We start from the raw sequence: 15,399 nt of genomic DNA on the forward strand, positions 1-15,399 counted from the left end.
TTAAGGATTACATAATGCGTTGCCCTGGTTTTGCACCTGAATCAGGGTTTAAGATATGGATATCTTCTCCCCCTGGACCTGCTGCTAATACCATGCCTTCAGATAAGCCAAACTTCATTTGACGTGGTGCTAGATTCGCTACCATTACTGTTAGTTTACCTTCAAGATCTTCAGGTTTATAAGCTGATTTAATACCTGCAAATACGGTACGCGTTTCACCGCCTATGTCTAAGGTTAGTTTCAATAATTTATTCGCTTTAGGCACATGCTCTGCTTTAGCAATTAACGCGACACGCAAGTCTGTCTTGGCAAATGTATCAAAGTCAATCTCAGGTGCGATTGGTTCTTTATCTAACTCGCTTTGGTTTGCTGCTTGTGTCGCCGCAGCTGCTTTTTCTTTTGCTGCTGCATCTGCCGCTGCACTTGCCTTAGATGATTCAACCATTGCTTCAATATTTTTTGGATCGATACGTTGGAATAATGCTTTAAACTTATTGATTTGATGGCCGGCCAATGGTGTATTGATGCTGTCCCATGTTAATGTTTCATTTAAGAAAGCTTCACTGCGCTCTGTTAATTTAGGCATGATTGGCTTTAAGTAAGTCATTAATACTCGGAACAGATTGATACCCATTGAACAGATATCTTGTACCTCTGCTTCTTTGCCTTCTACTTTTGCTAACGCCCATGGTGCTTTTTCATCAATGTATTTATTCGCAATATCGGCTAATGCCATGATTTCACGAATAGCACGCGCAAATTCACGCTTCTCGAATTGCTCTGCGATTGAATCACCCGCAGCAACAAACTCTTGATACAAGGCTGGCTCAGACACTTCTGAAGATAATTTTCCTTCGTACTTTTTAGCAATGAAACCAGCAGTACGAGAGGCTAAGTTAACTAATTTATTGACAACATCAGAGTTAACACGTTGTGCAAAGTCTTCTAGGTTGAAGTCTAGATCATCTACACGTGAAGTTAATTTGGCAGCATAATAGTAACGTAAGCATTCAGGGTCTAGGTTTTCTAAATAGGTGCTTGCTTTAATGAAAGTACCTTTTGATTTAGACATTTTTTCGCCATTAACGCTCACATAACCGTGAACATTCACACCTGTTGGTTTACGGAAACCTGCTCCTTCCAACATAGCTGGCCAGAATAGACCATGGAAATTGATGATATCTTTACCGATGAAGTGATATAGCTCTGCTGTGCTGTCTTTTTTCCAATAATCATCAAAATTAAGGTCATCTGTGCGGTCACATAGGTTTTTAAAACTTCCCATATAACCAATAGGAGCGTCTAACCATACATAGAAAAACTTACCTGGTGCACCAGGGATCTCAAAGCCAAAGTAAGGGGCATCACGCGTGATATCCCAAGCTTTTAAACCACTTTCAAACCATTCACCGAGTTTGTTCGCGACTTCATTTTGTAGTGCGCCAGATTTTGTCCATTCAACTAACATATCTTGGAATTGAGGTGCATCAAAGAATAAGTTTTCAGTATCTTTCATTACCGGAGTTGCATCAGAAACCACTGATTTTGGATTAATCATTTCAGCTGGACTATAAGTGGCACCACAAACATCACAGTTATCGCCGTATTGATCTTCAGCTTTACATTTAGGACAAGTACCTTTTACAAAACGATCTGGCAAAAACATCTCTTTTTCTGGATCGTACAATTGTGAAACAACTTTTTTAGTAATGTATCCATTATCTCGAAGCGCTAGATAAACTTGCGATGATAAGGCTTTGTTTTCTTCTGAGTGTGTAGAATGATAATTATCAAAGCTGATATTGAATCCTGCAAAATCTTTTTCGTGATCCGCTTGCACGTCGGCAATAAGTTGCTCTGGTGTAATACCCATTTCTTGCGCTTTTAACATGATAGCGGTGCCATGAGCGTCATCAGCACAAACAAAATGAATATTATTGCCACGTAAGCGTTGGAAACGCACCCAGATGTCAGCTTGTACATGCTCAAGCATATGCCCTAAATGGATTGGACCATTTGCATAGGGAAGGGCGCAGGTAACAAGTATATTACGGTCTTGATTAGCCATTTATTTGATATTCCTTAAGTCTAGGCGAATTTTTTTAAGCCTATAATTCTACCGAAAAAATGCTAATAATCCCACTCTTATCTCTTTCAGTTAGAGTGATGATACTGAAATATTCAACCACTGATTTAAGGTGTTTTAAAGTGAGTAATGATTGCATCATCATTTATCCGTCAATATCAAATGAATAAGGCTATTACCGCTTTATTAATGAGGATGATTTATCTGTTTATTTTGATAAACTCATCTATCAATGTAGATAAGAGGTGCATATGCTGTTCACAAATAAAACCAATCAACAACAAGTGTTAGATTGCTTAGCACAAATTATCGAGCCTGAACTATTTAATAAATTACAGCAACAATCTCTCCTGAAGATTAATGTTGATACGGCTGAAATTATAATCTGTTTGCCTTTCCATGCGCCTGAATGGCTAATTAATATAAAAGCGCAGGCTGAGCAACCTTTAGCTGAGCTATTTAAACAAAACCCTGTATGGCAAGTCACTTATAAAGTACCAAGTTTTGAACATAAAAAAGCGCCTAAACAGAATGCAAATATTAAAAATATTATCGCGATTTCCTCGGGTAAAGGTGGTGTCGGAAAATCCACTGTAAGCGTTAATTTAGCATTAGCTTTAGCCAAAAATGGTGCCAAAGTTGGTTTACTTGATGCTGATATTTATGGTCCATCAGTACCCATGATGCTGGGTGAAAAAGCAACAAAGTCAACGTCTATTGATGGTAAATTATTACAGCCTATTTCAGCTCATGGCATTGTGTGTAATAGCATTGGTTTCTTAATTGAAGATAAAGATGCGATGGTATGGCGCGGTCCTATGGCGAGCAAAGCCTTACAGCAAGTATTAAACGAAACAGACTGGCCTGAATTGGATTATCTCATTGTTGATATGCCGCCTGGTACTGGTGATATTCAACTTACTATGTCGCAAAACGTCGCACTAACTAGTGCTGTGATTGTCACTACCCCGCAAGATGTTGCATTAATTGACGCGAAAAAGGGCGTGACTATGTTTAACAAAGTGGATGTGCATGTAACGGGCTTGATTGAAAATATGAGCCTTTATTCATGTGTTAAATGTGGCCATCAAGAAGCTATTTTTGGAACGGGTGGAGGTAAAAAATTAGCTAAACAATTTAATTTGGCTTTCCTAGGAGAGTTACCCTTACATATTCAATACCGAGAGAACACCGACCAAGGCTACCCAACTGTTGCTAAAAATGAACAAGTTGAATTAGTTGCTCCTTATTTAGCATTAGCTGAATCAGTTGCTATTAATTTGTTTAAAGATCTACAACCAACGATAGAGCAAATTAAAATTACAGAGCTTAAATAGTACTGATATGAGCGGCGATTTAATATGGCAGAGATTACTTTTTCAAGTACGCAAAAAGCAGCAATGTTCGAACAAATACAAACCTATTTTTAAAAAAATTAGGCCAAGAGCTTGGGCAATTTGATACGGAATTTTTGTTATAACTTTTAGCCAAAAAGATGGGACGTTATTACTATAATCAAGGTTTAAATGATGCGAGAAGCCTATTAGATGATAAACTTGATACTATTACTGAATCCTTTATGAACTTGAAAAAGTAACTGAGTTCATTGGGAAATATTAAGCCAATTTAAATTGCTTAATCGACCTAATTTAATGTTAAGAAGAAAAAATAATGTCAAATAGACCATTAATCGAAGAGTTAACACAGGCTTTACAATGTTTACCAAGTGTTGGCCCTAAATCAGCACAACGTATGGTTTACCATTTGTTAGATAAAAACCGCAATGGTGCACTTAAATTGAGTGATGTGTTAGCAAGAGCTGTGACTGAAATAGGCCATTGTCAACAATGTCGCACTTTTACAGAAGAAGATTTCTGCTCTATCTGCAGTAATCAAAAACGTAATGATAATGGTGTTATTTGTATTGTTGAAATGCCTGTTGATGTGGTCGCCATTGAGCAAACCGCACTGTTTTCTGGTACTTATTTTGTATTAATGGGGCATTTATCTCCATTAGATGGAGTGGGGCCTGAACAACTTGGTTTACATTTATTAGAGCAGCAGATGAAAAAGGGAAATATTACTGAGGTGATCCTAGCAACTAACCCAACAGTGGAAGGTGAAGCGACAGCTTATTACATTGCAGAAATGGCAAGAAAACAAAAGATTCAAGTGAGCCGAATCGCACATGGTGTGCCAGTGGGTGGAGAGCTTGAGTTTGTTGACAGCACTACTTTGTCACACTCCTTTACTGGTCGCTCGATGTTATAAGCTGAATAGGTCATTACTATCGTCATGAATCATAATGTTAACATTTCAAGGGAAAGAGATGCCTAGCAATCAAAAAGGGCCTTATAAAGGCTCTGATAAAGCACATTCAGTAATACAGGATTCGTTAGCCCGATCTATTTTTAATACGTTAATTGCTAATCGAATTCCTATTTCCATTGCTGACAAACTATCTCATCAAGCAGCTACACGTGTAGATATGGTCACGCTTTATAATGTGGTTGCACAAGATATTCAATCTCAACACCAACCAAAACAACGTATTTTAGATAGAACCATAGTGCACATGTTTGAGATTTTATTTCGCTTAATTAATGCGCCTGCTGAAGATAAAGAACCTTCTGCTGAATTTTTTAATTTAGTACCACGTGGAGAGTGTTTAGACCTGTTTTTACAATTAGTGAAAGAATATTGTATGGGTGATATTGAGATACAAGGGTATACGGCTAAAATAGAGCCATTGACCCAACAATACAATAAAGCAGGTGTGATTGATTGGGATAGTTTGTATCAAAGTGAAGCATTTAAAGGGTATTTATCAGGCCTCCTTAAATTAATTTTAACTCATTTAAAAGAAGATAAGAAACCCATTCCTGCATTAGAGAATAGGATCCCTACGCATTTTCAACCTTATAGAATTAACTCTTTCTTAAATCAGGTCTGTAAATTAAAGCAGACAGGTCGAATAGGATTGAGTATGTAATACCAGCCTCATAACAAGATAATCAGGCATGTAAAAAAGGGCTAGCTTCATGATAAAGCTAGCCCTTTTTAGTATTGATAACCTAATTATCTATTACCACTTCATGTGAGAATCAATTATTTTTGAAACTGATTCGTACTAAAGCGTGTTAAGCCTTGTTTACCATTGGTCGGTTTAGTACCGAATTTTGCTTTAGGTTTACGTTTATTATTTACAGCTAGTTTACCTTGATTTCTTGGCGTACTTTTACTGCCTTTTAAAGGTACTTTTGCTTTTTTAGCGTTTCTATTAAGGATTTCAGCACGTGTTTCTTTTGGTACTAAGCAGGTTGCCTTACTACCAATCAAGGTTTTGTCTAATCCCATTTTTGTTAACGCTTCACGAATAATTGGCCAGTTAGCTGGATCATGATAACGCAATATAGCTTTATGTAATCGACGCTGAATCGTCCCTTTTGGAATGGATACTGATTCACTGTTTCTTTTAACATTACGCAACGAGTTAATTTCAGTGTGATACAAGGTTGTTGCGTTAGCTAAAGGAGAAGGGTAAAAATTTTGCACTTGATCCAATTTAAAATCATTCTCTTTTAACCACATTGCCAGATTGATCATGTCCATATCTGTTGTGCCAGGGTGAGCAGAGATAAAGTATGGGATCAGGTACTGTTTTTTACCTGCAACTTTAGAGTAGTGATCAAATAGCTCTTTAAATTTGTCATAGCTACCCATGCCTGGCTTCATCATTTTATTTAATGGGCCTTCCTCAGTATGCTCTGGCGCTATTTTTAAATACCCGCCAACATGGTGAGTCGCCAGTTCTTTAATATATTCAGGATCTTCAATGGCTAAGTCATAACGTACGCCCGAGGCAATCAATACTTTCTTAATACCCGGTACTTGACGAGCAGCTCGGTATAACTCAATCGTTGGTGTGTGGTCTGTATCAAGGTGACCACAAATAGTTGGCCATACACAAGATGGCTTACGACAAGTTGCTTCTGCTTTTTCACTCTTACAGCGTAATTTATACATATTAGCTGTTGGACCACCTAAATCAGAAATGACACCAGTAAACCCAGGGACTTTGAGTTTAATATCTTCAATTTCATTGATAATAGATTCCTGTGAACGGCTTTGTATGATGCGTCCTTCATGTTCTGTGATACTACAGAAAGTACAGCCGCCAAAACATCCTCTCATGATATTAATAGATGTTTTTATCATATCGTAGGCAGGGATTTTGGCATTACCATAACTTGGGTGTGGGACACGAGCATAAGGTAAACCAAATACACCATCCATTTCACTTTCTTCTAATGGTGTTGCTGGTGGATTTAACCAGATAGCCCGATTACCGTGTTTTTGCATTAATGCTTTTGCTGACGTTGGGTTTACTTCTTGGTGAAAAATACGAGATGCATGTGCATATAATATTTTATTATCTCTTACTTGCTCGAAAGTTGGTAAATTAATATAGGTAGTTGACCACGCTTTTGCTTTCTCTATCCATCTTTTTTCACGCTCTTCTTGTGGCGTACTTTTATGTGGAATCATCTGGATAACTTGTGCTGTTTTAGTCACATCAGATGCTTCATCAACCACATTTTCATCTTTTGCAGTATCACATTTTTCAGTGAGGTCTTGATAAGGGCTTGGGATTGGATCTATCTTCCCAGGTTTATCAACGCTACGTGAGTCTATACCAGTCCAACCTGGCAATGCGCTATTGGTTAAAAATGCACTGCCGCGCACATCGGTAATGGTTTTGACATCTTCACCTTGTGCAATACGATGGGAAATTTCAATTAATGGGCGCTCAGCATTGCCATAAATTAATAGGTCTGCTTTTGAATCGAACAAAACAGATTGACGCACTTTGTCTGACCAATAATCGTAGTGGGCGATACGGCGTAAACTTGCTTCAATACCACCAATAATGATTGGGACACCTTTATAGGCTTCTTTACATCGTTGTGTATAAGCAGTAACTGCACGGTCAGGACGTTTACCACCTTCATCATTTGGTGTGTAGGCATCATCGTGTCTAAGCCTTCTTTCAGCCGTGTAGCGGTTGATCATTGAATCCATGTTACCGGCAGTCACACCAAAATATAAATTAGGTTTTCCTAATTGCATAAATGCATCTTTAGAATGCCAATCAGGTTGCGCGATAATACCAACTCTGAAGCCTTGCACTTCAAGCATTCGGCCAATCACAGCCATGCCGAAACTAGGGTGATCCACATAAGCATCACCTGTTACTAAAATAATATCGCAACTATCCCAGCCAAGCTGCTTCATCTCTTTACGAGACATAGGCAAAAAAGGAGCTGCCTTAGAAGAAGGCTCTCCTCGGTATTTAGGATATGAAAACAAATTGCGGTCTTTGGGAGTAGTTATTGGCTTCAAGAAAAATAATCTCTAGTATTGGAATGTTAAATTGAGTCCATTATAACATAGAGTTTAACAAAGTTGGTTGCTGTCCTTGTTAAATAAAGTAGCCAAATAAATGCATTAAGCAGTTGCACCTTAAAATCAACTGCTTAACTGTTGTTGTAGTTTTTTTTAACCCAATGGGTCGGCAAGTTTTGCGATTAATTGGCGTGATTCAGGCTTTACCGAGGTAAGCATTACATCAATAACATCACCCAGTTGTAATTCTACTTGCTCGCCTACTTTAACAACGCCTTGTTCACGCATGCATTCTATTTTTTTAGCATCATTATTAGCTTTGCCTAACAAACTATTTGGAATAAAGAATGTTGCGCCGTTTTCTTGGACTTTTACACGACATCCTGCTTTAACGATATCAAAAATTTCAGCTTTATAACGCCAATCAGAATTCTCTTGGTCTTTTAAGTAATTACAGTACAGCAGATTATTGACATCTCGCTCGGCCATACGCTGGGATTTACGCGCTTCATTTAGGTGAATACCGATATCAGTAGCAACAGGACTAGATGCTTGCTGTGTAAGTACAGATTTAATTAAACGATGGTTAATTAAATCACCATATTTACGAATAGGCGATGTCCAGGTTGCATAGTGAGCCACACCCATTGTGAAATGAGGTGCAGGCGTTGCGCTGGTATCAGCATAAGATAATAGACGGCGGAGACGGTGATCCAGGTAGCTATTATTTAATTTAGCCACTTGTTGTCGCATTTCAACATAACCGTCCAAGGTTGATAGTGATTCCGGTGCCACTTCAATACCATATTCGGCGAGTAAACTAACGGCTTTATTAATGCGATCGCTCGCTATACCTGAGTGAACATTAAATACACCTGCTTGTTTGTGTTTTGCTAAAAAGTCACCAGCACAAACATTTGCTGCGATCATTGATTCTTCCACTAAACGATTAGCACTACGGCGAGGTTCGCATAATATTTCATACACTTCACCTTTATTGTTCAGTTTCAATGTGTAATCTGGCTGGTTTTTCATGACGATGGTATTTTCACAACGCCATTGATGGCGAGCAGTGGTTGCGGTATCTAATATTTTTAATAACTGACTTAATTCTCTATTCGGTTTCCATTGTTCTTCGTTTAACTCATCACTTTCTAAATAAGTTGATACATCATGGTAGTTAAGACGGTAATGAGATTTTATCCACGCAGCAAAAAAGACAGGCTCTTGCGTAATTTCACCTGCTTTATCAATGCGCATGGTACAACAGATGGTCGCGCGTTTTTCACACTCTTTTAAAGAGCATAAACTATCACTGAGGTCTCTTGGTAACATAGGTACATTAAAGTTAGGTAAGTACAATGTAAATGCACGTTGCCATGCTTCTTTATCCATCTCTGTTTGTTCTGGTACATACGCCGAGGGATCTGAAATCGCCACTGTAAGCTCCCAACCTTGATCATTTTCTTCAATGTATAAGGCATCGTCCATATCTTGGGTATTAACACCATCAATAGTAAAGAAGGGCGTTTTAGTGAGATCTTGACGTTCTAACTCAGGGTCGATGACTTGCCAAGGGTGGTCAAATTCAGGAGCTTTATTAGGTAACTTATGTGTCGCCACTGCTATCATTCGGTAAGCAAAAGGGTCATTATGTTCTGCTATTTTTTCTATCACTTCCACTAAGAAGCCATTATCCTTTAATGCATGACTTAACAATTTTACCTTAACCCAATCACCATCATGGTAGCCTTGGTTAGCTAATTGCATTGCTCCTTTAATTTTAAAGAAGCCATTAATTAGTGGGTTATTTGCTTTAATCGAAACGCGTTTTGCACTTATTGATAACTGCGCAACAAACTCAGTAATCTCTGTTTGTTTTAACTCAACGGGAGTTGCTGTTGATTTTTCACCATTTTCTTGGATGGTTGCGCTGATACGGTCTCCGTGTAAGACTTTTTTCATTTCGCTTGGCGCGATAAAAAAACGTTTACCTTTATCGGTTTCTAAAAAGCCAAATCCACGCTCTGATGCTTTGACAATCCCTGTGCGCTTGGGCGTATTGTCTTGCATTGTTTGTTTAAGTTGATTAAGTAATGGATTGTCTTGAAACATGCTTGAAACCTTTAATGAATTACAATAAATAAGGTGTTTAGAGAGAAAGTTTTATCAATAATAAAACTGAAATAATAAAAGCGTTAATATCTATAAACTTATGCTGCGATAGTAAAGGTGATTGGCTTTTAATTAAAGGTTGAACTGCTGAATTCGTGAAATTTAAATAGATTTATAAAAAAATGCAGAAAAGACTTGGCTTTTATCTCAACTTGTATATTATACGCCTCGTTCTGCGGAGGGGTGGCAGAGCGGCTGAATGCACTGGTCTTGAAAACCAGCGAGGGTTAATAGCTCTCCGAGAGTTCAAATCTCTCCTCCTCCGCCACATTAAGAAAAAAGGCTTCTCAATAGAGAAGCCTTTTTTCGTTTTAAAACATCAAGTTCCCCATTCTTTTAATATTTCACTAAACTGAATAGTTTCTCTTAGTCACTTTTAACTGCTCTTTTAGTTAGCTAATTGACCTAAATCTAAAAACATCCATATATACCTATAAATGGATGTTACCAGTTTTAGGTTTTTATAGATTTGTACTATATTTTGATGGATTGGTGAAATGCTTATTTCTTTATGATGGTGATCTCCCTAAATTAATCTTTCATTTTGCTTTGGTCTGATACTTGATGTGTCGACATTAAACGAATGGTAATGAACCTATGAAGCCCATCACTTTTAAACAATTCCAAATACGAGTTTTGACTGTACTGTTTATTTTGTTTTCAAGTACCTTGATTGGTTATCGATATTTTGTCGAGTTACCTAAACTCGAACAAAAAATCACCTTGGCTGCTGAGAAAGAGTTAAAGCTGTTAACCATTGGTATTAAAAATGCGTTAAGAGCCTTATCACGGGTAACTTATGATTATTCAGTTTGGACTGCAACTTATGAGTTTATGCAAGATGTCAATCAACGTTACATTGATGAAAATGTTATTGAAGATACTTTTCAAAGCTTAAAGATTGATGGCATTTTTTACCTTGATCAAGCATTGGTTCCGATAATGGCGAAGGGAGTTGATCACTTAACTTCTAAACCATTACACTTTTCATTCTATGATATTAATGTTCATCCCCTGAATGCCTCTTTATTACCAGATCCAATAACATCACAAGGCACACCTCATCAAGAAGGGTTTATTAACACCCTTCATGGCCCTGCTTTGTATAGTGCATTTCAAGTAAGAGACTCTAACCAGAAAGGAAACAATCGAGGTTATTTAATTTTTATCCAATTAATTGAAAAAGAGTTTCTAACGACGCTTCGTGAGTCTACTTTAACTGATATTGCATTGATCACTGATATTAATCCGCCGTTAAAGGGGGTAGTAGAATGGGATAAAAAAGTAAAAGTAGAAACGATCAAATCAAGCCACCAAATGTTGTTTAAAGATATGAATAATCAACCCGTGGCATTGTTAAGTGTGCAACATCGTATGAGTGAATCACCTCCTCTCATTAACCTGCATAGCTTGCTGTTTATTTTTATATTAAGCCTGTTTACTTATCTTTTTTACCATTTAATTACTCATACCATTATTAAGCCAGTAAGAAGCTTAGCAAAGAGTATTCAATTGATAGATAAAGACGGTGATTGCAAGATTGTCAGTGAAGCATTTTCAGTAAAAGAGTTAATTGTTGTTTCACAAAATATAAATAAGTTACTTAATAGGGTGCAACAACAAAATATCCAATTAAAAGAGCAAGCAAGTACTGACCAATTAACACAAGTACTTAATCGACATGGTTTATCATCAGCTTTAACTGTCCATAAAAATTTGTGCATACGCCAGAAGATCAGTTTCGTGGTGGTAATGTGCGATATTGATTATTTTAAAGAATATAATGACTACTTGGGTCACCTCGAAGGGGATAATGCATTGTATCGCGTTGCACAAACCTTGAATAAATTATGTAAGCGTTCAACTGATCACTGCGCACGTTATGGTGGAGAGGAGTTTACTCTATTGTTTAGTGGCATGAATAAGCATTCTCTGATACTAAAGTTGCAGGATATCAAAGCTGAGATTAATAAATTAAATATAGTACACCCAATGGAAGGAGGAAGTGAGCACATTACCATAAGCTGTGGTGCCACCATTATCCACGCTGAAAATATGTCAAACACTGAACTACCGGAATGGGAAGTGTTAAGGTTTGCCGACCAAGCTTTATACCAGGCCAAGTCGTTAGGTAGAAATCAATTTGTTATTAATGATTTTATATTACCGGATAACCAATAAAACAGGATGCTCACGACATTTTAAGTCGTCTTTTTATTATCACGAACTAGCGCTTTGGTTGATTTACAGCATAAGAACAGTATTAGTTACTAAAATTTTATTCTTCTTTCGTTAAACTCAGATCAAATAAAGCGATATAACAAGCTGATTTTAATATAATTGTGTTTATTTATTCCGCATTTCAAATAAGATTAAATATAATTAGTTTGAAAAATGAGCATTCAACCTATTTTTTAAAAAAAGAGCTTGGCTTTTATCTCAGTTTCTATAATATACGCCTCGTTCTGCGGAGGGGTGGCAGAGCGGCTGAATGCACTGGTCTTGAAAACCAGCGAGGGTTAATAGCTCTCCGAGAGTTCAAATCTCTCCTCCTCCGCCACATTAAGAAAAAAGGCTTCTCAATAGAGAAGCCTTTTTTCGTTCCTAGCACTGAAAACTCAATTTATAGCACTATCATTTCATTTGTAATGCAGGTGACTCAGTAAAAATATCGCTTTGTTGTTCGTTTCTACCCTAGCTAATACAATACCTTATGTTATTTTTATCTATTTTAATTCTTATAATAAAACTGCTCAGTTTATTGTCTAGAAATATATTTTATGATGTGCAAATAAAAGTTTGCCGAAAATAGCGGCAATCACTGCCCATGTGGCAATTTAATCCCGCTATTTTATGTTTTACCTTTTTTTATGTTCAGGCTTTATCGCTAACTGATCTTTCTTTTTTCACAAAATCATGTTTGTTTCTACCGCTTTTTGAATATTGTTCTATTATTTAAGTGATATTTATCGTTTGTTCGTCGGATTTTTTATAATGGCATAAAAAATGCTTTTGTTTATTTTGTAAAGGGTAAGTTTTTTTAAAAATAAATCAGAAAAAGCTTAAGTTATTTATTTTCCTGTCGATAAAATGACGTGGACATTGAACTAATTAGAGGGATTTATGACAAACATTGGCATTAATCATTACAACACTAGTCTAAAAGTGGCCCAACCTCAGAATATACAATCTAAAGAGGCGGAAGCAACCAAAGAGGTTACAGCTGTTACAGTTACACCAGCTGAAAATAAGCATGTTGAGTTATCAGCTAAAGCTAAGGAGCTGTCAGCGGCAGAAATTGCACAGACGGTTAAACCTGAAGAGGAGGGCACAAGTAAAGTTGAGTCTTTCGCGCATGGTATGTTAGGTATGGATCACCCTGAAAAAGGAAAAGAAGAGGATGATAGCTATTCTGCTGGACAATTCTTGAAAGGGGCGTTATCTGTAGGTGCTTTATTACTTGCAGTGGTTTAATGCAATAATAAATGATGCCGATGTTGAATATGGTCTACTTAGTTAACCAAGTTGTATACACTGTACTTTATGTAGATATCGACGTGTTAATAAGTAGGCTGATTTAGCTATTCTTCAATTTTATTTCATTCAGGTTTGTGTAGTCCATCTTTGCTTTTAATTATTCGAATTCAACTCTCCTATCCTGCTGGCAATATAATACTATCTACATTATCCTTTATTTGACCTTCAATTAATCATATTTAATCTTCTCTTAAGACCCTATAACTTAACATAGATCGTTACGTTTCAGGTTTATGTTGCAAATTGAATGGCAATGGCTCTTAAGCTATTACTTTTTATTACTTACTTCCCAACTTCAATTTTTAATCTTCATGTTTTTTAAAGAGTCTGAATTTACATCTATAAAAAGTCTTTTCCTAGGCGATGCTGAAGGCATATTTTTAACATGAATAAAGTTAATTAATAGTGATGATTTTTATGGCATGGATTCTGCTTTATCTAAGTATATTCACAGTGATTATTACTTTAAGTTTGTTTATTTACGTTATTAACTCAATAAATGTCATAAAAATGGCGTCAAATATCAAAAGTTCGACACAAGCTTTATGAAGTTATCGGCATCACCAGATACTTTGCAAATTTTGGCTGTATTCATACTAAACAATATTTTATTTTAAGGATTAAAATAATGAAAAAGTCCATTTTAGCGTCTCTTATTGTACCTGCATTAGTTGTTGGGTGTGGTTCAGGCTCTTCAGGCTCTAGTGCCCCAACTTATAAGTGGCAAGTGGTGCAATTAAAGTCTGTCAGCGAAAGCTCGTTGAATAGTAAGTGTATTATTTATGCTGATTCAGAGTTAAATGATGGGGAAGTCATTACTGCCTATGTGGCTGAAGATGATTATAATATTCTTTATCATAATGCCGATGGCACTATAGCAGAGACTTTCTCTGGAGATGATATCACTAATGGCTTATTTACTATTACCAGTACTGATGTGCCTGATGACGGTTATGTGACACTGGAAGAGATTGAAAGCTTAACGGGTGGTGATCGTGGTAGCTATATGTTTAGTGTACAGAAAGACCTACTTGAAGATATGGTACTGAATATTACTCAAGAACAAGGAAGTACTTGTTACACAGGCAGTGATTATCGAGAAACAGCTTCGGATACTGCTTTAGTAAATGTCCAGCAGCCTGATTCTGATCCTGACTATTATCAAAGTAGTTATGATGTTGATTCTGTTAATGGGAAGGCGACGGCAACAGCGATTCCGGTTGACTCTCCTTATCCTGCTTCTCGTGATGTATTGATCACTGCTTTTGCTTCTTATGATTCAAGTTCAACACAGTACGCTGAACTTTCAGAGTGGGCATTTATCAGCTCTACTAACTTGTATGAAGACTCTAATGATAGTGCAAGTACACTTACTGCAAGTCTTTCAAGTTCAGGTTTAACCAATGTTTATTGGACAACTATTGATGAAGTAGAGTTAGATAGTGATAGTGGCATAATTGCTGTACATGATGATCAAAGTTACTTTTGGCAGCCTATCTATGATGATATTGATCAGTTAAATGTAGCCTATGATACTTCAGAGGTTGATGTTTGGAGCGGTTACTTTTCTGGAACGATCAGTGATAATGATTGGTTATTTACTAGCTTCACTGAATTAGATGAGGATACTTTCCTTGATCTGGATGCATTTCCATCGGTAGATGTTATAGATGGAGTGAGTGTGAGTAGTGTTTGTGATGTGGCTGATGCGTTTTGTATCGATACCAATGGCAGCTATAGTAGCGATGAGTTCGATTATCAACGTGTGCATTTCCGTTTAGATGAAGATCGTTCAAGCTCTTCGAGTAACATCACTTATCAATCAATCTACTCGCTTGCTAATGACGAGCCAGTAATATTAGTTAGTAGCCTATTTGATTTTACCGATCCAACTCTATCACGTGTTGAGATTAATTTAGTTACTTCAAGTGCTGACAGTGGTGATGCGATCCAATATTTGATGACAACAAATGTCGACTTGGTAGATTTAGGGGAATATAGTGCTTCTGATTTCGTGGATGATGCTGCTGCGACAGAGTTTTATAGCGACTTAAATGGTTTAATCACAACTACCTCTGAAACAGAAGAGCTATATCAAGCAATGTTAGAGAGTAATACCACCACATTAAGTAATGCTTACGATTTTTAATATATGTTAGTTTAAGTCCTTTAGCCCTGTCGTTTAACAGGGCTTT

General features: G+C 37.0%; 10 protein-coding genes and 2 tRNA genes. 9 read left to right on the forward strand and 3 right to left on the reverse strand.

The window, feature by feature from the left end:
• Positions 1–7: 7 nt before the first annotated feature.
• Positions 8–2,068, reverse strand: a complete 2,061-nt coding sequence (gene metG / locus OW492_RS06565) for a methionine--tRNA ligase (protein ID WP_290039139.1) — start codon at positions 2,066–2,068, stop codon at positions 8–10.
• Positions 2,069–2,337: 269 nt separating this feature from the next.
• Here metG and apbC point away from each other — a divergent pair, with 269 nt between their 5' ends.
• The 4 genes from apbC (at position 2,338) to OW492_RS06580 (ending at position 5,078) form a co-directional block, all read left to right on the forward strand.
• A complete protein-coding gene (gene apbC, locus OW492_RS06570; RefSeq protein WP_290039140.1) occupies positions 2,338–3,423 on the forward strand; it encodes an iron-sulfur cluster carrier protein ApbC in 1,086 nt (361 codons plus the stop codon).
• 158 nt (positions 3,424–3,581) lie between these two features.
• Positions 3,582–3,683 carry a DUF2164 family protein gene (locus OW492_RS17020; protein ID WP_354669226.1) on the forward strand — a complete coding sequence of 34 codons (102 nt, stop codon included), beginning with the start codon at positions 3,582–3,584 and terminating at the stop codon, positions 3,681–3,683.
• A gap of 74 nt (positions 3,684–3,757) precedes the next feature.
• Positions 3,758–4,357: a recombination mediator RecR gene (gene recR / locus OW492_RS06575; protein ID WP_290039141.1), complete on the forward strand. Its 600-nt coding sequence runs from the start codon at positions 3,758–3,760 to the stop codon at positions 4,355–4,357.
• A 34-nt stretch (positions 4,358–4,391) separates the two neighbouring features.
• Entirely contained in the window at positions 4,392–5,078 is a 687-nt protein-coding gene (locus tag OW492_RS06580; RefSeq protein WP_290039142.1) for a hypothetical protein, read from the forward strand.
• A gap of 116 nt (positions 5,079–5,194) precedes the next feature.
• Here OW492_RS06580 and OW492_RS06585 read toward each other — a convergent pair whose 3' ends face one another.
• Together OW492_RS06585 and OW492_RS06590 are read right to left on the reverse strand one after the other, a co-directional pair.
• On the reverse strand, positions 5,195–7,396 hold the full coding sequence (locus tag OW492_RS06585; RefSeq protein WP_290039374.1) for a YgiQ family radical SAM protein: 2,202 nt from the start codon (positions 7,394–7,396) through the stop codon (positions 5,195–5,197).
• A gap of 249 nt (positions 7,397–7,645) precedes the next feature.
• Positions 7,646–9,607: an exoribonuclease II gene (locus tag OW492_RS06590; RefSeq protein ID WP_290039143.1), complete on the reverse strand. Its 1,962-nt coding sequence runs from the start codon at positions 9,605–9,607 to the stop codon at positions 7,646–7,648.
• A 237-nt stretch (positions 9,608–9,844) separates the two neighbouring features.
• Between OW492_RS06590 and OW492_RS06595 the strand changes: the two genes are divergently transcribed.
• The 5 genes from OW492_RS06595 to OW492_RS06615 all read left to right on the forward strand — a co-directional run bounded on the left by OW492_RS06595 (position 9,845) and on the right by OW492_RS06615 (position 15,353).
• A tRNA-Ser gene (locus OW492_RS06595) sits at positions 9,845–9,935 on the forward strand.
• Between the two features lie 329 nt (positions 9,936–10,264).
• A complete protein-coding gene (locus OW492_RS06600) occupies positions 10,265–11,848 on the forward strand; it encodes a diguanylate cyclase (RefSeq protein WP_290039144.1) in 1,584 nt (527 codons plus the stop codon).
• A 288-nt stretch (positions 11,849–12,136) separates the two neighbouring features.
• Positions 12,137–12,227: transfer RNA gene (locus OW492_RS06605), tRNA-Ser, on the forward strand.
• A 563-nt stretch (positions 12,228–12,790) separates the two neighbouring features.
• On the forward strand, positions 12,791–13,141 hold the full coding sequence (locus OW492_RS06610) for a hypothetical protein (protein WP_290039145.1): 351 nt from the start codon (positions 12,791–12,793) through the stop codon (positions 13,139–13,141).
• A gap of 691 nt (positions 13,142–13,832) precedes the next feature.
• Entirely contained in the window at positions 13,833–15,353 is a 1,521-nt protein-coding gene (locus OW492_RS06615) for a hypothetical protein (RefSeq protein WP_290039146.1), read from the forward strand.
• Positions 15,354–15,399 lie beyond the last annotated feature (46 nt).

This window comes from Psychromonas sp. 14N.309.X.WAT.B.A12, from assembly GCF_030397575.1.
In the GTDB taxonomy this organism is placed as follows: domain Bacteria; phylum Pseudomonadota; class Gammaproteobacteria; order Enterobacterales; family Psychromonadaceae; genus Psychromonas.

Bases quoted from the DNA above. Each gene is read 5' to 3' on its own strand.
- metG (WP_290039139.1), bottom strand. From the start codon at position 2,068: ATGGCTAATCAAGACCGTAATATACTTGTTACCTGCGCCCTTCCCTAT.
- apbC (WP_290039140.1), top strand. From the start codon at position 2,338: ATGCTGTTCACAAATAAAACCAATCAACAACAAGTGTTAGATTGCTTA.
- OW492_RS17020 (WP_354669226.1), top strand. From the start codon at position 3,582: ATGGGACGTTATTACTATAATCAAGGTTTAAATGATGCGAGAAGCCTA.
- recR (WP_290039141.1), top strand. From the start codon at position 3,758: ATGTCAAATAGACCATTAATCGAAGAGTTAACACAGGCTTTACAATGT.
- OW492_RS06580 (WP_290039142.1), top strand. From the start codon at position 4,392: ATGTTAACATTTCAAGGGAAAGAGATGCCTAGCAATCAAAAAGGGCCT.
- OW492_RS06585 (WP_290039374.1), bottom strand. From the start codon at position 7,396: ATGTCTCGTAAAGAGATGAAGCAGCTTGGCTGGGATAGTTGCGATATT.
- OW492_RS06590 (WP_290039143.1), bottom strand. From the start codon at position 9,607: ATGTTTCAAGACAATCCATTACTTAATCAACTTAAACAAACAATGCAA.
- OW492_RS06600 (WP_290039144.1), top strand. From the start codon at position 10,265: ATGAAGCCCATCACTTTTAAACAATTCCAAATACGAGTTTTGACTGTA.
- OW492_RS06610 (WP_290039145.1), top strand. From the start codon at position 12,791: ATGACAAACATTGGCATTAATCATTACAACACTAGTCTAAAAGTGGCC.
- OW492_RS06615 (WP_290039146.1), top strand. From the start codon at position 13,833: ATGAAAAAGTCCATTTTAGCGTCTCTTATTGTACCTGCATTAGTTGTT.